Source organism: Burkholderia sp. AU45274 (genome assembly GCF_030482505.1).
Taxonomy (GTDB): domain Bacteria; phylum Pseudomonadota; class Gammaproteobacteria; order Burkholderiales; family Burkholderiaceae; genus Burkholderia.
Genome location: NZ_JAUJQE010000006.1, coordinates 217,335 through 235,579, shown reverse-complemented (window position 1 = coordinate 235,579; position 18,245 = coordinate 217,335). Strand labels below are relative to the sequence as shown.

General features: G+C 52.7%; 21 protein-coding genes. 2 read left to right on the top strand and 19 right to left on the bottom strand.

Translation table 11 applies throughout. The features are described 5' to 3' along the window. From QZM35_RS23155 to QZM35_RS23135, 5 genes are read right to left on the bottom strand one after another with little or no spacing between them, the layout of a single operon-like run. Complete coding sequence (locus tag QZM35_RS23155; RefSeq protein WP_301776869.1) at positions 1-231, bottom strand: hypothetical protein; 231 nt, start codon at positions 229-231, stop codon at positions 1-3. 3 nt (positions 232-234) lie between these two features. Then, the gene (locus tag QZM35_RS23150) at positions 235-588 is read right to left on the bottom strand and encodes an HNH endonuclease (RefSeq protein WP_301776868.1); all 354 of its coding nucleotides are present in this window, start codon (positions 586-588) and stop codon (positions 235-237) included. 48 nt (positions 589-636) lie between these two features. After that, positions 637-1,089: a glycoside hydrolase family protein gene (locus QZM35_RS23145; RefSeq protein ID WP_301776867.1), complete on the bottom strand. Its 453-nt coding sequence runs from the start codon at positions 1,087-1,089 to the stop codon at positions 637-639. Beyond that, entirely contained in the window at positions 1,086-1,415 is a 330-nt protein-coding gene (locus tag QZM35_RS23140) for a hypothetical protein (protein ID WP_085561608.1), read from the bottom strand. The genes QZM35_RS23145 and QZM35_RS23140 overlap by 4 nt, the downstream gene beginning before the upstream one ends. Positions 1,416-1,460: 45 nt before the next feature. Next, a complete protein-coding gene (locus tag QZM35_RS23135; protein WP_301776866.1) occupies positions 1,461-3,227 on the bottom strand; it encodes a hypothetical protein in 1,767 nt (588 codons plus the stop codon). Positions 3,228-3,293: 66 nt separating this feature from the next. On the opposite strand from QZM35_RS23135, the gene QZM35_RS23130 reads away from it, so the two are divergent. Beyond that, positions 3,294-4,187, top strand: a complete 894-nt coding sequence (locus QZM35_RS23130) for an FkbM family methyltransferase (RefSeq protein ID WP_301776865.1) — start codon at positions 3,294-3,296, stop codon at positions 4,185-4,187. Positions 4,188-4,379: 192 nt separating this feature from the next. Here QZM35_RS23130 and QZM35_RS23125 read toward each other — a convergent pair whose 3' ends face one another. The 6 genes from QZM35_RS23125 to QZM35_RS23100 are packed head-to-tail and all read right to left on the bottom strand — an operon-like array spanning position 4,380 to position 10,271. Continuing rightward, on the bottom strand, positions 4,380-6,011 hold the full coding sequence (locus tag QZM35_RS23125; RefSeq protein ID WP_301776864.1) for a hypothetical protein: 1,632 nt from the start codon (positions 6,009-6,011) through the stop codon (positions 4,380-4,382). A 38-nt stretch (positions 6,012-6,049) separates the two neighbouring features. After that, complete coding sequence (locus QZM35_RS23120; RefSeq protein WP_301776863.1) at positions 6,050-6,778, bottom strand: DUF2612 domain-containing protein; 729 nt, start codon at positions 6,776-6,778, stop codon at positions 6,050-6,052. Position 6,779: 1 nt separating this feature from the next. Further along, positions 6,780-8,225 (bottom strand): hypothetical protein, encoded by a 1,446-nt coding sequence (locus QZM35_RS23115; RefSeq protein WP_301776862.1) that lies wholly within the window; start codon positions 8,223-8,225, stop codon positions 6,780-6,782. A 49-nt stretch (positions 8,226-8,274) separates the two neighbouring features. Continuing rightward, on the bottom strand, positions 8,275-8,625 hold the full coding sequence (locus QZM35_RS23110; protein ID WP_301776861.1) for a hypothetical protein: 351 nt from the start codon (positions 8,623-8,625) through the stop codon (positions 8,275-8,277). 1 nt (position 8,626) lies between these two features. Beyond that, positions 8,627-9,394, bottom strand: a complete 768-nt coding sequence (locus tag QZM35_RS23105) for a Gp138 family membrane-puncturing spike protein (RefSeq protein ID WP_301776860.1) — start codon at positions 9,392-9,394, stop codon at positions 8,627-8,629. Further along, entirely contained in the window at positions 9,384-10,271 is an 888-nt protein-coding gene (locus QZM35_RS23100) for a hypothetical protein (RefSeq protein ID WP_301776859.1), read from the bottom strand. Before QZM35_RS23100 ends, QZM35_RS23105 begins: the two co-directional genes overlap by 11 nt. Before the next feature lie 383 nt (positions 10,272-10,654). Between QZM35_RS23100 and QZM35_RS23095 the strand changes: the two genes are divergently transcribed. After that, the gene (locus QZM35_RS23095) at positions 10,655-10,978 is read left to right on the top strand and encodes a hypothetical protein (RefSeq protein WP_301776858.1); all 324 of its coding nucleotides are present in this window, start codon (positions 10,655-10,657) and stop codon (positions 10,976-10,978) included. A 3-nt stretch (positions 10,979-10,981) separates the two neighbouring features. On the opposite strand, the gene QZM35_RS23090 is transcribed toward QZM35_RS23095, so the two are convergent. The 8 genes from QZM35_RS23090 to QZM35_RS23055 form a co-directional block, all read right to left on the bottom strand. Beyond that, positions 10,982-11,587, bottom strand: a complete 606-nt coding sequence (locus tag QZM35_RS23090) for a phage baseplate protein (RefSeq protein ID WP_301776857.1) — start codon at positions 11,585-11,587, stop codon at positions 10,982-10,984. Continuing rightward, entirely contained in the window at positions 11,587-13,641 is a 2,055-nt protein-coding gene (locus tag QZM35_RS23085) for a glucosaminidase domain-containing protein (RefSeq protein WP_301776856.1), read from the bottom strand. The genes QZM35_RS23090 and QZM35_RS23085 overlap by 1 nt, the downstream gene beginning before the upstream one ends. 205 nt (positions 13,642-13,846) lie before the next feature. Beyond that, on the bottom strand, positions 13,847-14,266 hold the full coding sequence (locus tag QZM35_RS23080; RefSeq protein ID WP_174958545.1) for a hypothetical protein: 420 nt from the start codon (positions 14,264-14,266) through the stop codon (positions 13,847-13,849). Further along, positions 14,263-14,697 carry a hypothetical protein gene (locus tag QZM35_RS23075; RefSeq protein WP_174958546.1) on the bottom strand — a complete coding sequence of 145 codons (435 nt, stop codon included), beginning with the start codon at positions 14,695-14,697 and terminating at the stop codon, positions 14,263-14,265. The genes QZM35_RS23080 and QZM35_RS23075 overlap by 4 nt, the downstream gene beginning before the upstream one ends. Beyond that, positions 14,697-16,424 (bottom strand): DUF3383 domain-containing protein, encoded by a 1,728-nt coding sequence (locus tag QZM35_RS23070; RefSeq protein ID WP_301776855.1) that lies wholly within the window; start codon positions 16,422-16,424, stop codon positions 14,697-14,699. The genes QZM35_RS23075 and QZM35_RS23070 overlap by 1 nt, the downstream gene beginning before the upstream one ends. A gap of 74 nt (positions 16,425-16,498) precedes the next feature. Beyond that, entirely contained in the window at positions 16,499-17,224 is a 726-nt protein-coding gene (locus QZM35_RS23065; protein ID WP_301776854.1) for a hypothetical protein, read from the bottom strand. Further along, on the bottom strand, positions 17,225-17,608 hold the full coding sequence (locus QZM35_RS23060; protein ID WP_301776853.1) for a hypothetical protein: 384 nt from the start codon (positions 17,606-17,608) through the stop codon (positions 17,225-17,227). Position 17,609: 1 nt separating this feature from the next. Then, entirely contained in the window at positions 17,610-18,239 is a 630-nt protein-coding gene (locus QZM35_RS23055; protein ID WP_301776852.1) for a hypothetical protein, read from the bottom strand. Positions 18,240-18,245 lie beyond the last annotated feature (6 nt).

Sequence of the window (18,245 nt, the reverse complement as noted above, 5' to 3'; positions counted from 1 at the left end):
TTACTGCGCTGTAGTAGAAGGCGCTACGTTCGCAGCTGATTTGGCTGCACTGCGTGTCATCAGATAGTTGTATGCCGCATGCGCTCCGGTGATCAGGAATGCCGAAATCTGAAGCTGAGCTTCCATCGGGATCGTGACATGCATGACTTGTGCAGCCCAATCGATGATTGGCACAAGAGAGGCAGCGGTCAAAGTGATCGCGCCGGTTTGAATGCTGGAGGTATTGCCCATTTACTACTCCTTGTCGGCCATAGGCCGATGAGAAATTTTTTCATTCCATGTCGACGCATCAGCGCCTACATCGGGATTGAAGCTACGGAAGTTAAGCAGATGCCCGAAAACAAGATGGCAGTTGTGACCCGGCGCTTCGCAGAGTGTGATGAGATTGCTTTCTTCCAGCTCCAATTCGGGATGGAGATGGAATGGATGACGGTGATGTACCTGAAGCTTGATCTTGCCGCCGCAAACCGCACAGACAGGAAATTTTTCAAGATGCTGTTTGCGAACTGTAGGCCAATGCGGCGAACGCGCAGCACCGAGCGGATGCTTGCCTTGGGCAGCATCGATAAGATGGCGAACGATGGGCATAAAAAAGCCCGCTCGTGGCGGGCATAGCGATAAAATTTCGAGGGGGGATTAGCTCGGCATTACGCCTGTAGACATGGCATCAGCGAGACGTTGCGCTCTCGTCCCGACTTGTCTCGCCCAAAGCGAATTGCGCATCCCCGTAGCGGCAGCGGTATAGAAGCCCATCTTCATGTCAGTGAGCGTATTGCGGAAAGTCAGTAGAGTAGTGATGCCCATGTTGAAGCACATGTTGCAAATCACGCGCTGTCGTACTTCATCGAGGTTGCGCCACCACGGCAGGAATCGATCCAGGCTCGCGCAAGCTGTCTGGATATCTTCAGTCAAAAGTTGATCGACCTGCGCATCATTCAGCGGGAACGTCCAGCCATTAGGGATAGGATTGGCATCCATATTTCGACCGACACCGATTGTGCGGCGAGGCGGCTTTGCAGTATCAAGATATGGCGAGTAGCGCACACCTTCATCGCGGCGCAACTCGACCTTGAGAAGTTGCTCGTTCATTGTCGATCCGCCTTGTTTTCGAGGCGTCGATCAAACTTCTCGTCCATCGATTCCAGTTTCTTGAACACGGCATCAACAGACGCGCTAAAACGATCAATGGCCTTCTCAAAAGCAGAATTCGGCGTGTAAGTCTCGGCCACGTGCAGGCGATAGGCATCGAAAGCCTTCTCTTGCTCCTTCATTTGCTTCTCCTGCGCCTCGAACTTTTGATCGTGCGCTTCAAACTTCTTGTCTGCCTGACTGATGGCGCGTCTGATCAACCAGCCAAACGCGCCAACCACAGCAGTAGCAATGCCGCCGACCCCGGCAACGGTCGTGTTGTCCATGTGATTCTGGGAAAAAGAAAAGCCGCACGAGGCGGCTTGAATTGTTCAATTACCGGTGCACGCGAACTGCACGATGTCAGTACCCGTTCCTGTGAACGTGATGGACGTACCGGAGGTTTGGCTAACTTTCACTGCGGCAGCAGCAGTCGTATCATTTGCTGTGCACACGTAACTTCCTGCGGAGGTGAACACGGCTGATCCGCTCAATGTGACCGTCGCGCTACCGGACGATAGGGTTGCAGTTCCGTTGACGATATGGGCGGAACTCACAAGTGTCCCGCCCGTTCCATAAACTGGGGCGCCAGCGTTAGTCCATGTCATCGAATTAGAACCTCCGCCTTGCGAAGTCAAAACTTGTCCGGCAGATCCCGCGTTGGCTGGAAGGTTGAAGTTCCACGCGCTGCCAGCCGCTCCATTTTGGAATGTCACGGATGCTCCGCCAGGAGAGCCATTAGCAAGACTTAAGGTGCCGGCAATCGCACCATTAACGCCGATTGATAGGCCCGAAAGAATTGCAGTACTTGCTGCCGGAGCAAGTGTGATATTGCCGTTGGCATCAGCGTAAATTTTCGAGAGAGTTACTGTGCCACCGCTATTGCGAGCTTTAAATTGAACCGGTTGCGATGCGACGTTATTACCAAGCCCGGCAGCGCCAGCAGCAAATGCCGCAGTATTAGGCGCATCATCAACCGTTACTGCGGCGGACCAACCAAGAGAGCCAGCCACGTTCAATGGCGCCACCTCAATACCATACGCACCCCCAGATGGCACGCTAGCTGCCTGCGCAGCAATTTTTACAGCAACTGCAGTTCCAGTGAGTCCAGTACCATTTAAATAGACATCTGCCTCCATACCGACACAATAGAATGCAGTTTGACCTGGGTCGTTACCACTAGCTGCATCAAAATTTGTGCAGATAAAATTTCCGCCCCATTGCTGCGTGTTGTTGGCGTTGCTCATGCCGACACCGAACACGCCGGCACTGCCCTTGTTTGAGCTCGCACTGCGTGCGTAACCGGCGATTGCCGTATTGATAGATACATTGCCATTCCAGAGTGTCGCGTCGGTTGACGGCGTATCTATAGATGCAGTGAACGCTGATGTAGTCGCATGGGAATTGTTTCCGTTCATCGATGTAATCGGAAAATTATTTACATTCAACCAAGTCGGCGCATAGATAGTGCTATACGTTGCCCATGTTGGAACCGGTAACGTTGCATTTGCCGTACCGTTTATCTGGAGATTAGCCACGGTCGAGGTGCCAGTAAGCGTAGGCCCATTCGACAAGACGGCTGACCCTGTTCCAGTCGCGGCATTCGTTCCTGTGCCTCCATTGGCGACGGGCACCACTGACGACCCAAGAATGCTCGTCAACGCCGCCGCCTGGGTCGTGGCATTCGTGCCGCCAGAAGAAAATCCGATAGGCGACGACAAGCCGCTGATGGTGCCACCAGTAATGGTCGCGTTTGATGTGCTGAAGGAGCCGCCAGAGATCGTCGTCCCGCTGATCGTGCCGCCCGTGATCGTAACGTTCGGGCTGGAGAAATGGTTGAGCGTTGTCGTACCAGTAACCGTGAGCGCCGGCACCGTCAACGGCCCGGTGAGCGTCGCTCCAGCAAGTGGCACATAGAGCGCGAATTGGTTGTTCAGTTGCGTAGCTGTCAGCACTTGCCCGTTGATGAACTGAGCATTGGCCGAGGCGGACGCGAGCAGCAGGAGGGCGGCTGAGAGGCGTTTGAACATGGTAAAAGTAAGAAAGCCGTCCGGAGGCGGCTTAAATTGTTGATGTTTTTTATAGCGCGTGTTGTACACTTGTTGTCGCCAAGGTTCCCCGAGACATACAAGAGTCATCACTCACGAGACATACTTAAAATCGAAATGATCATTACTCATGTGACGCCGTTTAGGCAGATACTCAAGGCATATTCCACGCTCATCAGTATTCCCGGTGCGATTTCGAATCTGCAAGATGCGTTATCTGCTCAGCAAGGCAAAATTCAAGAATCATTCGAAAAAGTTAATCAAAAGCTTGGTGACCTGGAATCCATGAATAGCGTTACGGCGCCGCAGTTGATCGATATATACGACCGCATGGGTTTCAAGCTTGTGCTTGATTCTTCGAGCATTGTCGACAAAACAATGATCGAAACAGGAACATGGGAGATGGAACAGCTGTCATTCTTCGGATCATTGATTGATCGCCTGCGTGGTCGCGAGAATCCTGTTTTTCTTGATATTGGATCTTATTGGGGGCTATATTCGCTGATCGCGCATCGGTCTGGTGTATTCCAAGAAATTATCTCGTTCGAAGCAGACCCATTCAATCGAGGGCAACTGCATTCCAATCTTTGGTTAAACGGGATATCGAATAACGTGAAAGTTATTGACAAAGCCGTTTCATCATGCCCCGGAACGCTGAAATTTTGGGATAGTCGAACCCATCCAAACGGCAATCGGGCCGGAGTTGGCGTGCTTCCAGAAGTCACGCCATGGCCATCGTTTCAGGTCGAAGCGACCACGATTGATATTGAAACAAACTTTTCAGGCGCGCATATCCTGATGAAGATCGACGTAGAAGGACATGAAGATAAAGCGCTAATTGGAATGGAAAGAACGGTTCGAGATAATAAGGTCGTGATGCAGATCGAAGTGTTCGAGCAGCAGTATGAGACAGTATTTGCTATTGCGAGTCGTCTCGGACTTCGTGTTATTCTTGAAATACGACCTGATTTTTATCTCACGAACATTCCGCATGACGAACTAGGTATGTGATTGTGCGGGAGCCGAAAACGTCTCGTTACTGTATAGATACCCAATAGCAACTACGGTTCCATAAGGAATCTCCACGACGGTCGCGCCATCAGGGGGTTGCCAGCCGCCGTCATGGAGATTGGTATTGCCGTCCCACATGATCGTATTCACTACGACACCTTTTTCTATCAAAGCGTAAGTGCTATTCATGCATCACCATTCGAAATGTAAGAATCCTGGTGTCCCCGCGCCTCCCGCGCCTCCAACACTTGCTCCGGCTGTATAGTATCCACTGCCGCCACCGCCACCAGCTCCGTATCCATATGCAGCCAAGCCTGCTACGCCCCCACCGGTAGCGGTTCTAGCGCCGGCACCACCACCACCAAATGGCCCGCTAGCACCTGATCCCCCGCCAGCTGATGCGCTACCTGCGGAGGCGTCATTTCCATAACCGCCGGCCGGATATCCGGCGCCCCCGTTTGCTCCAGCAACGGGGGACGCTGCATTCAACCCGGCACCCCCTCCAGAGCCTCCACTTAGTGTGATATTAGAACCGCCGGGTACAGTGATCGTGGTATTACCGCCCGCGGTTCCTGGCGTCATACCACCAGAAGTCGAGCCGGCCGTACCACCGACGCCGGCAGAGCCGATCGTATATGTGACAGTTGCGCCAGGAGTACCAGTAATTTTCTGCCGGATTATCGTCTGACCGGCACCGCCGCCACCAGCTCCACTCCCTACAGACGAGCTACCTCCCGCACCACCGCCACCACCTCCACCAGCTGCGCAACCGCTGACCCACATCGCTCCCGATAAAGGCATTACAACCGAACCGCTAGTGGTAGCGGTTAGATGATTCCCTTGCGCCTGAGATAGTTGTGCTGCGTGCTGAAGTTGAGTCGCGGCGCCCACTTGCCACGCATCAACGTTAGTGTTCGTGCCATCGCCACGAATCTCGACGGCGCCCGGAGCAATAACCAACGGCGTGCCGCCATTTTCAAGCACAGAGAGAGTGTACGAACCAGGTACAGTCTGATTAACTACATACCATGTCTGCGTTGTATTCGGGAAGGCTACTTGAACGTTTCCAGTCAGAGTGCCGGTGAAAAAGATAATGCTTTTGGCATATTGAGCTGGCGTCAAAGTGATATTGGAATTTGTTACGGGAACTATTGCTGAACCATAAAATGAGCCCGGTAGCCAATTTGAACCGCCGGCCGCAGTAATAGTCGTGCTTGAGACTGTCTGTGAGCTGCTGACCGTGTACGTTCCGGTGCCGCCGGAGCCAGTACCGAGTGCAAGAATTTGCGTTCCCGTCGTAACGCCAGTACCAGACAGAATCTGCCCTACTTGCACGGTGCCAGACGACACCGCCGTCACAGTAAGTGTGGTGCCAGAAATCGAACCAGTGAATGAAGCAGGGCCAGCATCCGGATCACTTTTGTTGTTGTCTGCTGTGTTACGCCAAAATCCAGACCCATCACCACTTTGAAGTACGGCACCGTTCGGATATCCACCAATCGCGTTCGCAAACGTCGCGTTATAAACCGGCTGACCGCCGACTTGTTCCCACTGGACGCCGGCGGTGATCTGATTGAGCAAACCATTCATATCCTGCCCAAAGGGCGGCACACCCCCGGCATTGACAGCCAGGAACGTAAGGGGAGGGAATCCATCCGCCAAACTTGCCGCACCGTTCTGAATGCCAATTTGGCTGGCAACGGGGATCGGACGGATGTAACCCGCGCCGGCTGCATTTGCAAATGGTGCCTGAAAGAAATTCGGAACCTGGCTGGCCTGCATTTTTGGGAAATCCAAAAAGAAAACCCGCACATGGCGGGTCAAGATAATGGGTAGCCGAAACTAAACGGCTTTATGTATGTTCACGACAATCTGGATTCACCTAACACAAAGGTAGAACCCAATGTCGGCGCAGGGATCGGAACTGGTGGTGGATTTACGGTGGAGAATCCATAAAAGAAAACTCCATTATTGAATCCGGCCGCGCTCGGGCCCGCTTCAGCAAAACCAAATGTCGGCTGCGATACAATCATGATGTTCGCGCCAACCCCAGTAGGAGGCGAGAACGCACCAGACTGTGTAAGAATTGCGATCTCAAACGTCTCTAACGGGAACATGAAGACAAGATTCATCTGCATGTTGCCGGAGTCGGTAACAAATGCGTTCCCGCGATTAGGGAACAACTGCATCAGGATCGTGTTATACGTTCTAATTGAGCAATTTGAGATGTTGGCGAGCGCCTTGATGAGAATCAACGCGCGAAACGCATCGTCGGAAAGGGTGTAGTTTTGCGTGACCTGTGTCCCAGAATAAAACGGTCCCTGCCCGAATGGTGCGGCTGATGCAGTTCCTGCCTCTTCGAATCCTAAGTCAACCGTTCCGCCTGGAATTTGCAGAACATTCGTTACGCCAACAATGCGCCCCCAAACCTGTAGGCCGTATCCCTGAGCGGTATCTACATTCCAAACCAGATTGTAAAAGGCATCTATGTTAGGGGATGGATCTACTGCCGAATTGAAGCTCGAAATGAGCGACATGAGTGCGGGACTATTGGCATACTGACTCAGTATGGTTTCCAGATAGTTCTGCATTTCACGAGAAGCTCACTGTGATATTGCTGGTGGCACACGTAGGTACTTGATTGATAGCCATCAGAACTGAATTCTGATTGGCAACGCCCACACCGACCTGAATTGAGTAGATCATTGCCCATGGGCCTAACGAAGCAATGTTTGCATAAAAACGCGACGCAAAGATCCATGATCCAATACGCGCACGCGGTCCATTATCGGCACCCGTGAAAGACTGAAGAACTGCATTCTGCACAAGTTGCACTGCATTTGATGGAACGCTTGCATTGCTTTGCATAGAAACCAGAAACACTACCGACGTAGGAGTTGGAGTTTCATATGTGACTGTATATTGAGGATACGGTGGGCTATACGGATTGGCCGTAGTACCCATGTCGATCACTGTTGCGGACGTATTGCCATTGTAGTTGCATCCAGGACTTTTTTTCGCCCAGATGGCGTTACAAATATCCTGTGCGGCACCACCGTATGCCGCGACATAGAGAGAGTTTTTTGCAAGTTGAACGCCGCCAGATGCAATGGTCATTGCTTGCGAGCCAACAGTTTGGCTTACGTTGATTGCGTATGTCCCGGTTCCCCCAGTGCCCGATCCCAGTGCGGTAATCAATGTTCCTTGAGAAATACCCGCTCCGGTCACCATCTGACCGACAGTAATCGCACCAGGGAGCCCGCTGCCTGTCCAACTAGGATCGGCAGTCGTTACCGTCAGGGTTGTGCCGCTGATTGAGCCAATCACGCTCGCCCCACTGGTAAAACCGTTCACGTTCTCTGTCGCGTACGCATCCAGAACATTGGTTACGTCGAATACGGCACCTAGGACGGAAGGCAGTGATCCTTGTGCGTTGAGCGCAACAGATTGAGAGCGCCGATATTCAAAATCGGCACGAGATTCTACGTTATTTCCGACAACGCCCGATAGGCATGTAACCGAGTCCCATCCTGAGATCGCTTGATAAATCGAGACGCCATTGGTTGATGGAACTGTAATAGGCCCAGTAGTCGTGCAAGCGAATGATGTAGTTACGGAACCGCCTGGAGGAATCGTAACTGTGTCGGTGCAGCTATAAATGTTGCCTTCCGAATCTTGGATCAGCGCGCTATTAGCAGGAATTGATACGCCAGCCAATCCAACGCATGAGATTTGCAAAACGGTCGGCTGAGCAGGGTTTCTCTCAATGTAATAGATTCGACCAATGGCATCTTGCATTCGCCCCGCTGCATATGCAGGGTCAACTCCATTTGCCAATGCAAGGAATTGATCATTGGCATCGCCGATGATTGCGGTATCTGATTGGGCGATCTGTCCTTGTGGCGTGGTTAATCCGGGATTGACATTGCCACCAAATGCCGTGTTGATATCGGCCTGGCGGCCAGCAAGAATGGCACTTTCCGCAGGCGCGACGAACCCAGTAGTGCCAAACGAGGGTGCTGGAACATTCGTGGTCATCGAGAGGGCGCAAAAAAGCCGCCATTAGGCGGCTGGTTATTGTATTGAGTTAAAAACTCGCTGCGGTTGTATTTCCGTTTGAGTCAGTTACTTGAACTTGGCCTTGCAATTGCCGGTTATCAACACCAGAAATGAAAACTTGTGCGCTGACCACTCCAGGAACCGTTAATGCGGCGTTGACGAGATCAGATTTGACAAGCGAGAGCGACGGGAAATGGCCCAAGATTTCTTGCCAGTATGGAACTCCAATCGTTGTGTTGTACCAGCATTCCCCAAGGAATGTCCGACATGCGCTGGCTGCATCCTGAGCTAAGCTATATGGATCAGATGCGAGAGCAATATTTCCTGAAGAATCTAACGTCAGATCCCATGTCTGCGGCGTCAAAAATAAGGTATCCATGTCAGTTCACTGGGCCACTATTCCCGCTTCCCGATTGAACGCCATTATGTGTATGCGTGTTATCAATGGTGTGGCCGTTTGATGTGATAGTTCCCACAAATTCAACCGCACCAGTGATTAAAGATGCAACACCACTCACGACACTGCCAGTCATGCCGGCAAGCCATGAGAGTAACCCCTGAATAATCACGGCGCCGCTGAAATTCGATTGTGGCGAGTTGACCGTGAACGAAGTCGATGCATTATGCACAATCTGCGGCGCAGTTAGAGATATCTGGGTCGGAGAAACCATAGAAATGCCAGAACTCGCAAACGCTATGTACTGATTTGGCGTTCCATTGACAATGCCGCCCCAATAGACGGCATCAGCCATATCAAACATGCGCCGGCTGGCTGGGTTTGCCTGCCCCTTGGATGCTACTGCGCTTGAAATATCTCGATCGGCAAATCCGGCCCAACCGATATCCCCCACCTGCGGATCAAGAATGACAGCATTTCCGCCTCCCTGGAGCCGGAAGTAGGGGCATCTATATATCACGCCATGCGGCTCTGCATTACCGGCACCATCGATCTGATTTACTAAAGGTAAAATGTCTACAAATCCAACGGGAGATATCCCACCATTGTTCGTAACTCCAATTACCTTGACGATTTGCATCGTCCGCACACTTGCCAGAATCGACCAAACCATGAAAGTCTGGGCATTGAAATCTGAGCCGGATGATGATGGCGTTTGCTGTCCGTTATAACCATTATTGCTAGCTGGCATTGAACGGTGATCCTTTGAACGTAGTTTCCCACTGCCCATTGGGAGTCTCGCTCTCTAGATCGTGAAAGACCTCATACATCACGAACTTGCCATTGGCGAATGGAAGGCTGCTTTGCACCTGGCATGTCTTGCCAATACCAAGCTGCGGATTGAATAAGGTACGCACGTACACACCAAGATCGCAGTTTGTCGGATAACCGATCATTCCGCTGCCGGGTGAAATTAGAGGTATCGAGCCACCGCGACTACCGCCTTTCGGCCAGATTGCCAGCGTGCCATTATCGAGCGACCAGTTGATGTTGGCGGCATTCGCACATGCTTCCATCTGACGTTTAGGCGAGCCTGGGAAGTAGGGTGTCGACAGAATTACCGAGACGCCATTGTTTTCGAATGCGTAGCCATTCTCAGTGGCAAAGTTCTGCATGATAACTGCCGCATCGGCCGAACCAGGAAAACTTAGTGCCGGCGCAACCTTCAACGCCTCAAACAATCCGGCATGTGCTGTAACATGCAGCGTCGAGTCCGGCATGCCACTCATATCTATCTGGCTCAAGGACGTTTGCCCTTGAAAGATGATACTCATTCCGACCTGATCATCACCAGCCTCTATCACCAACTGGTTGAAGCGAATTGCAACTTGCCCGTTGTCGAGCCTGTTGACGCTTGAGAGCTGGTTTAGCAGGGATGGCGTGAGGCCGTGCACAATCACAGACGCCTGTCCCATTGATGGGGGCCCGGCATTGGCCACGGTCGCTTGTACGCGCAGACCAGTAACTGTCACCGTGTCATATTTGCCATCAAACGAATATTGAGTGCCATTCGTATCCTTGCCTAGCTTGAAGGTCAAGTTGATCTTGCGACGGACAAACGACATCATCCAACCCCGTTAAGATCCGATGCTTCTAAGTAGCAGAACAAATACCGTGTACCTAGCCCAGGGCTTGATGGGTCGGAACCGTTGCTAGGCAGAGTGAAACTTCCTTGAGTATCTAGAAAGCAAAGATCGCCGACGAACCGTAGATACAGGCTACGCACGATCCGATTGAGATTCTGACAGATCACACCATTAAGAAGAGGCGTGCCGTTCAGATACAAATCGCAGTAGAATCCTGTGGACTTCTGATACAGATTGATCTTGCAGTTCTGCCCAGCAAGTTGCACCGATATTGTTTGGGACGCGGTATCAGAAATCGGAATAATCTGCATGTTTATAGATTCCGCATCGCTTTTGATTTTAACTAACACTCAATGAGGTCAGTAATGAAAAAATCCGCCTTCGCACTTCTATTTTTTACATCCTTAACCTTTGGGCAGCAGAACCCTACGGCGAAACAGGCAAGTAACTGCATGCTGGAAGCAGAGGTGTTTAAAGATGCAGCAAGTATGAGAGATGGTGGTCTATCTCCTCAGCAGACATACAGCAGTCTCTCAATGCTCCAGGGGGCACCCAAGCAATCAGTGAAGCGCATAATTAACTTGGTCTATTTCGACGAAAGATTCCAGGGTGCTGGCGGCAAGGCTTTGTATGACCAGGTGTACGACATTTGCCTATATCCCAAGGGGCACTACACCCCCCTAGAATGATCTCTATTTAAAGATGACGGTGTTAGGGCCGAAGAGTGTCGCAGTCCCAATCGTAGGGCTCTGAGGCTGTACTAGTCCGCCTTGTTGCGCGTCAGCTCCGCTTGGTTTGGCCGTATTGGTGAAGGCTGGCGATGGAGCAATGCGGATTTCAAGAAGCCAAAGATCAACCGTCAGCAAACCAATACCGTTCGTAGAGGTGCGCCTATAATCGTAATGAACGATATTAGCGTTCTGCATAATGAGTTCGGGCATCACGACATCGTAAAGCTCCGTTGATTCTGCCATCGAGTCAATCGAAGCTAAAAATGCCGCTCGATCAGCGTCAGTGCCGCCCTTTGACATGCTGATGCGGGCATCAAACGGCATCGTCACCTTGTTGTAGCTCTGGAAGGCACCTTCCTCTTGAGGATAGTTAGGAACCTGCCAGTCACGCTTGACGCTAACGCTCAATACCGAATCTGGGACGATCGAGAAGAATCCATTTTGTCCGATACCCCATTTCGGACCAGAAAACAGATTGAACGCGATCTGTGCGTCCGCAACAAGCAACTGCACAGTGTTCGCGATGTTGGCAACCTGATTCAACAGGGGAGGGATGCCGTTTGCCATCAGATAAGTCCGGTGTTTGACTGCACGGTGAATGCATACTTCTGGACTGCCGGCCCGATATCCTTGGCGATTGCTGTCGCGTCAGTCGCTTGGGTATGAACGTTGAGCTGACCGATCTTCACATCAGTTGTGCTCGTAGAAGCAGCCTGGGGATTGCCAGCCGCTGCCATGACACTACTTCGTGCACCATTCGCCAGATTGATGCTCGCCATGATTTTTTTAAGCTTCGCTCCATATTGAGGATCGGTTGCATAAACACCAGTAAGAGCATCTGCATACGCGTTAGGATCGTCGCTGTGTGCGCGAGCAGCAGCGTACGGCTTTCCGGTCGCTAGCAATTTCGCATGGGCTTCGAATGCATCAGCGAGCGTATCGAATTTTGCAAATTTCTGTGCGACTCGGACTTTCTGCCCGTTGATAAATTCATCGGTCATCGCCTCGACAAAAGGTTGACCCGGCTTCGCCTTGATACCGAACGGATTGTTGCTGCCTTCCGGCGTCGACTTTCCGCGATTGCTCTCAAGAGCCCATTGCGCGAAAGTTATTCCAGCAGGAACTCCATACTTTGCCTCTGCCTGCTTTGCTGCCTGGAGCACGTCGGCGAGCGCAGATTGACCAGCGCCCGTTGAAACTGTAGAAGAGCTTGCACCGTTGGCCGAAGGTGATACAGAACCCCGTTCACTTGAGGCTGCCGCAGCGGCCTCCTCATGCTTTCCAGTGATGGCATCCCATACCGCATGAGCCCGATCTTTGACCCATTCAAAGGCAGATACAAATGCTGTCTTGAATGCCGCGAGAATAGCCGGCCCGAGATTTTTGATGAGGCCAATCCAGTCAGTGAAATATTTACCGAGATCACCGACAAGAGCAATCCATGCCTTACGAATATCATCACCGCTACCGGTGAATAGAGCTACGACCAATTTGAGCAAATCAGTGACGCTCGATATCCAGTCTGAGAATACCTTCTTGAGAGAATCGAATACCGGTGTTACCACGCCAGATATCGACGCCCATTTGTCAGCAAAAAACTGCCAGAATCCGCCGAATGCGGACTGGCCGCCGTCGATCCATGTTTTCCAATCGTCATAGAGCAGGGCGATCATAGCGATCGCAACACCGATGCCGGCGGATAGGGCCGCCATCCCAGCCAGAGGCGCAGCCAGCGCAACCGCGAACGCCGTTACTGCTGCGGCGAGGCCAAAAAACGCCGCCTCGACCATCGGGCGATGGGTTTCGGCCCATTCGGAGAATTTGAGAAGCGCGGCGCTGAGTTGCTGGATGTATGGCGATAGCGATGTAAGGATCTTTCGGCCAAGATCCGTCGATGCTTGTTCGAGCGAACGCCATGCGGCCTGCAACTGCATCGCCGACTTGGCATCTTCTTCGTTCGTATGACCGATCTTTTCTTGCTCGGCCAAAAGAGCTTGAACGGCTTGTCGACCTTGCATCAGGACATTGATCGTTCCTTCATCAAAGCCCATCCCGGCACCGAGCGCTTGCGCGCGCGCCGCATCCATATGGCTGAATGCATCCGATGCCATCAACAGACGTTCGCTTGAGCTGGTCGCCTTGTCGAAGTATTTCGACACGTTGATACCGGCCATCGCAAGGCTTTGCAGCACCTGCGCGCCAGGTGTTCCGGTCAGCGCAATTTGCTGCATCTGGGACGAAATATTGCGCAGCGTCCCAGTGATGCCGGAAGCCGACCCACCAGCGCGTTCGGCAACTCCCTGCCAAGCCGAAAGCGCTTCAGTGGATAGGCCGATGTTCTTTGCAACACGGCCGACCGCCGCATCGGCCGCCACCACATCCGATACAAACGACGACAATCCTTTGCCGGCCGTGAAGACCGCAAACAATCCCACAACCTGGTTCTTGATCTGCGAGAAGAACTGAGCCGCTTGTTTGCCCTTGGCTTCCAGTTCTTTCGCCGTACGATCAGCCTGATCGCTCGTCTTCTTGAGCGCTTCTGACGCGTCCTTTTGACCTTTCGTCAGACCAGACGCATCAATCCCAAGAGCGACAACGAGACTATCAATCAATGTCGCCATGGCTACTCTTCAGATTGGGATGCAAGACGCTTGTTGTGTGCATCTACGGCCATGATTTCGAGCAGGTCGTAGATATCTTCCATGCCAAGAACCGTTTCTATCTCAGCCATTGTGGCCATCCTGGCCGAGATCACAGCCCCGATGATTGGCGGGACGTTGACATAGTCCGCATATTCCCGCCCGTCACCCAAATCAAGATGAATATTTAGCGGGCGACGGGCGTAAAAAAATTGAGGTGGAGAGCGAACAATTCCTTGCGAAGAAGAAGGCGCGTCTGCACTTCCTCGATGTCGTCCTCGATCAATGGTCCGACTCCGCCAAAGCCACGTTTAATAGCTGGCTTCGTAGGATCAGGCACGTATGAAACCATCGCGAACATCTCATCAAGCAAAGGTTCTGCGTCCTCATAACGAAGCCCAGAAAACGCCTTGATACCCAATCGCGCCACGCCAGCTAACCCAGCCGATGCAATATCGTCAGGAACTTCAACGCCAGATTTCGCCAATGCAAGCAGGGCGCGAAATGCCCATTTTTCAGCTTGCGAAGGCGGCATTTCAGTGATAGTGAACATCTTTCCCTGATCGCGCCCTTCAGCTTCGACGATGACCGTGTTCGTCTTTCTCATGCTGTCGGTGCTCCAATAACCACGTTCCACTTGATCTGAAACTTGCGAGGCTGAAGAACCTTCTTGGCTTCAGCGAACGGAGTGAAGTTCGTCAGAACACCACGCGTGAGCGTGTAGGACTTTTTGACTGCTGGCTGGATGACCGTGCCAAAGGCAAAGTAAGCATCTTGTGCTGCTTCTTCGGCCGCATACCACGCCTCAAAAAAATCATTCGATGCACTGTCTGCCTGAAGCGTGACACTCATCGTTTTGATTTGCGGAATCCAACCAGCGGAAAGCTTGCCGTCCGCCCCCATCTTGACTTCCTTGTTCTCGACGGCCTCCATCGAGTACATATCATCTTCTGCGAAGCCTTGCAGTTGCTGCGGGGTCGTATAGAGTCCTGCGACGCCAATGAGCAAGACGCTATTGGCGGAAGTAATCGATGCCATTATTGAACCTCAACAGAAGCGACGTTGATCGATTGCACCGAACCACCTTGGCAGTACCAGAACGTGATCGGCGGCGATTGGCGATTGCCTCGTGTCTGCGCTGTGGCGGGAAGGATCTGGAGATACCATCCCTGGCTTTGCAGCGTGTTTGCGATGTTCAGACCGGCGGCATTATTTACCTCGGCAATCTGATCGGCTGACAGCGTAACGTTGGGAGTAATCAACCCAAAGTTGACTGCGGCAGCAATCGGATCTTGCATTGCCGCATTGATCAGACCGTAGCCAACAGGGTTATATGGAATAGATTTGACGTTCGTCAGCAATTCCATAAGAGCCAGTTGGAACTGGCTATTCATCCACACCTGGCCTACATACGAATCCGCCCATTTGAAGGGGCCGGAGATTGAGCCAGGGTAGAAGAAAATGAAGCCCTGGTTAGCCGTAGCATAATTTCCGTAGAAATTGTAACCATTGGCGATCAGATTCGCCGCAACCGTCGCGTTCGTTACTGTCGCGACAAGACCTGATTGAGATTTGAATGCAAGCGTCGCCTCGCCGTTGGTTTGTGTGAAATCAATCGAGGCAATCGAACCGGAGGCGAATGCAGCCAAACCATACGGAATCGACGGCACCCAATCAAGGATCACACCGGAAATGTTTGCCGTCTTGATCAATTGACCGAGCGACGAAGTGGCATTGTTCGAAGTGGTCGGCGTGATATCGGTGTCTTCGCAGCAATATGCGAATTCATTGTTCGTAGTGCCGACCCACTGTGCGAACGCATACTTGACAGTATTGCCAGACCCGTTGTCCGGATCGAAGATCGTGAAGAACGTTGCCCAGTTCGTCGTTTGCGCAACGATGCCAGCCATAAACGTCGCCGGTACTGCCGGAGCCGCTCCTTGCGAAAGTACAGCCCCCGTTGCTGAGGTCAAGTACAGCGATGCCGACAAGGTGCCGGTAGCAAATGCCATTGTCGATTGCACGCCAGAGCTGCCTGACGTAATGACATAAGCACTGGATACGCTATCAAATGCAACCGTCAGAGCGGGGGCAGTAGCTGTAATGCTCGTGCTAGTGACTGTCTGCGAAGCGCTCACGGTATAGGTGCCCGTGCCGCCGGTGCCGGTCAGGAGCGCCGTGATCTTGGTGCCAGCCGTTACACCTGTACCGCTTAGGACGTTCCCCACTTGGAGCGCGCCTGACGTCACAGCTGTGACAGTAAGAGTCGTTCCGGTGATAGAGCCAGTCACAACACCGGCAGTCGGAAGCGAGCCATTCAAACCGGATTGAAGCAGTGCGGCGCCAGACGAGAAACTCGTTGCCGAACTCATGTTCACCGATGCTGCGGTGTATGTGTAACCATCAGCTACAACCGTCAGCGAGCCGGACAAACCTTGCAACTGCGTAAGCGTGAGCGCGGCAAGCGAGCCACCGCGGAGATAGGCTGCCACGGCCGACTGGTTGTACTGCGCGAACAGCATTGCTGCCGGCAGCACGTTCGACCCCTGGAAGCCCTGGAAATACACATTCGCCGCTGCCGCCTCGGGGGATGCGGGGCCATAGTATGCGGCTACTGCTGCTGCGGTCGGGAACGACGGAACGGTGCCAATAGGAGTACGCGTGCCGTTGGTCAGACACAGGCCAATGAGCTCAAGCGCCGAACCACCAGCGCTGATAACGCTCGGCACAACGCTGACGATTGCTGATGCTGGAATGCTCGCCATGAGGGCTCCACAAAAAATAAAGCCCGCTCATGGCGGGCTATCAGAAACAAAATCCGGCGCAATGGCCGGGAGTTTTAGGCGGGATATTGCGATTGAACGTCGATAGAAGACGACTTCAATTGGTCGGCGAATTGCTGCGGAACGTTGAGTGTCGGATTGCATTGCATCACGACATCTACAACCCATCTTTCCTCGACCTGCTGTTCTGCATTGGTGAACGGAACTTGATTTGGCTCGCTTGCATAAAGCGGACTGACGTCAAACCCTGTTGCGGCGAATGTCTGCGACGCGTAATCGTCGAAAAAGAGGGCCGTAATAATCTGTGCGTTATCTCCGGATGCCGGCCCATGAATGTCTAGCTGAACCGTCACTTTCGTGGGCTGCATAACATCCTTCACACCGGCCGCCATCATTCCGCTAGCGACATTCTGAGATGGGCTGATGGTATAAGTGCCCACTCCGCCTGTTCCCGTACCCAAACCAGTGATAGTGGTCGGGGTAGCGACGCCAGATCCGAACACAATATTTCCGACTGCTAGTTGTCCCAGCTGAACGGCGGTGACAGTCAACGTCGATGCTGAGATTGAACCTATAAAAGCACAGTCCTGATAGGTGTCGGTGTTTGTCTCAAGACGACCGCGCAAAATCGGCGTCATTGTGATGAAGTTCGGCCCAGTTGGCTCAGGAACCCGATTGTCCTGACCTCGAACAATCTCCATTCCGGATGGCATCACTGCTAGAAGGAAAGACCGTAGTGCAGTGAGCGTCTGGACTTCGGAAAGAGAAAGACTGACGCTCATTTAGCTTCCGTTCTGAAGCGTGACGCAAAATTTTGTCCAACCTGCGGTGGAATACCAATCCTCGAATTCGAAGACCAGTAGCCAGACAGATCCATCTGGAAGCGTGACGAGATCGCCACCTTCTTGCTTGGATCGCACCACTGCATCCCACTCACCATTGGCGTACATCGCACGGCGTTGACCCGTCAAATTCAGGCCACTGACTTGCATCAGATCCGTGTACTGAAGCGGTTGCATTTGAACTTGAACCTGAACGGGGGCGGAATATGCCGGAACGCGCGAACCATCGCTGTTTGTGGTATAGCCCTGTGATTGCTGGACAGTGGCCGTGATCCACGGGTTCACCGCAGCGATATATGGGCCAACAATTCCGGACAGGTTCATTTCAGTTGTTGAACGCGATGTCGAACAGTTGACCAACTACGTCGTTCGCTGCGCCCGTCGTCGAGCTTGAGCCAGTCACGGTAATGTTGATGACGCCGCTTTCTGTGGCCGTCAATGCAACTGGTGCGGCCGTTCCAAGGTGAGTAGCACCCGTGACTACTTCGGCGTTCGTCGCAAGTTGGGTATTCGAACCTGAGGCACCATACTTCGAGACCTGGACACTGGCATTCCAGCCCCCTGCGTTCGTTGTCACGACACCCGAATCGGCGATCAACGTGCCGCCGGCAACAGCCGCACCGACTGTCTGAGTCGTCGTGCCCCACCAGATCTTGACGCGTTTGTTGTTCCCGTTTGCGGCAAATTTCCCCGCAGCCTGAATCGTCACTTGGCGGCCAGCGGCATCGAGTGCTGAAGCGGGAAGGGCATACGTGAAAAGCACATCATCGGTCGTATCGGCGCCATTGCCCTGACCGGCCGCGACAATCTGCACGCTGGCATTGCCGCCCGTGCGGACAAACCCCGGCGTTGATGCCGAGCCACCTTGGATTGCCTGCGATGAAAGTTGATTGCCGGCAGTATCAAATTGCATCTGCACATCGCCAATCTGCGGGCTAAAAACACTGAGCTTCATTCCGGA

Coding starts and splice junctions, on each gene's coding strand:
- QZM35_RS23155 (WP_301776869.1), bottom strand. CDS start 231: ATGGGCAATACCTCCAGCATTCAAACCGGCGCGATCACTTTGACCGCT.
- QZM35_RS23150 (WP_301776868.1), bottom strand. CDS start 588: ATGCCCATCGTTCGCCATCTTATCGATGCTGCCCAAGGCAAGCATCCG.
- QZM35_RS23145 (WP_301776867.1), bottom strand. CDS start 1,089: ATGAACGAGCAACTTCTCAAGGTCGAGTTGCGCCGCGATGAAGGTGTG.
- QZM35_RS23140 (WP_085561608.1), bottom strand. CDS start 1,415: ATGGACAACACGACCGTTGCCGGGGTCGGCGGCATTGCTACTGCTGTG.
- QZM35_RS23130 (WP_301776865.1), top strand. CDS start 3,294: ATGATCATTACTCATGTGACGCCGTTTAGGCAGATACTCAAGGCATAT.
- QZM35_RS23120 (WP_301776863.1), bottom strand. CDS start 6,778: ATGCAGAACTATCTGGAAACCATACTGAGTCAGTATGCCAATAGTCCC.
- QZM35_RS23115 (WP_301776862.1), bottom strand. CDS start 8,225: ATGACCACGAATGTTCCAGCACCCTCGTTTGGCACTACTGGGTTCGTC.
- QZM35_RS23110 (WP_301776861.1), bottom strand. CDS start 8,625: ATGGATACCTTATTTTTGACGCCGCAGACATGGGATCTGACGTTAGAT.
- QZM35_RS23105 (WP_301776860.1), bottom strand. CDS start 9,394: ATGCCAGCTAGCAATAATGGTTATAACGGACAGCAAACGCCATCATCA.
- QZM35_RS23100 (WP_301776859.1), bottom strand. CDS start 10,271: ATGATGTCGTTTGTCCGTCGCAAGATCAACTTGACCTTCAAGCTAGGC.
- QZM35_RS23095 (WP_301776858.1), top strand. CDS start 10,655: ATGAAAAAATCCGCCTTCGCACTTCTATTTTTTACATCCTTAACCTTT.
- QZM35_RS23090 (WP_301776857.1), bottom strand. CDS start 11,587: ATGGCAAACGGCATCCCTCCCCTGTTGAATCAGGTTGCCAACATCGCG.
- QZM35_RS23085 (WP_301776856.1), bottom strand. CDS start 13,641: ATGGCGACATTGATTGATAGTCTCGTTGTCGCTCTTGGGATTGATGCG.
- QZM35_RS23080 (WP_174958545.1), bottom strand. CDS start 14,266: ATGAGAAAGACGAACACGGTCATCGTCGAAGCTGAAGGGCGCGATCAG.
- QZM35_RS23075 (WP_174958546.1), bottom strand. CDS start 14,697: ATGGCATCGATTACTTCCGCCAATAGCGTCTTGCTCATTGGCGTCGCA.
- QZM35_RS23070 (WP_301776855.1), bottom strand. CDS start 16,424: ATGGCGAGCATTCCAGCATCAGCAATCGTCAGCGTTGTGCCGAGCGTT.
- QZM35_RS23065 (WP_301776854.1), bottom strand. CDS start 17,224: ATGAGCGTCAGTCTTTCTCTTTCCGAAGTCCAGACGCTCACTGCACTA.
- QZM35_RS23060 (WP_301776853.1), bottom strand. CDS start 17,608: ATGAACCTGTCCGGAATTGTTGGCCCATATATCGCTGCGGTGAACCCG.
- QZM35_RS23055 (WP_301776852.1), bottom strand. CDS start 18,239: ATGAAGCTCAGTGTTTTTAGCCCGCAGATTGGCGATGTGCAGATGCAA.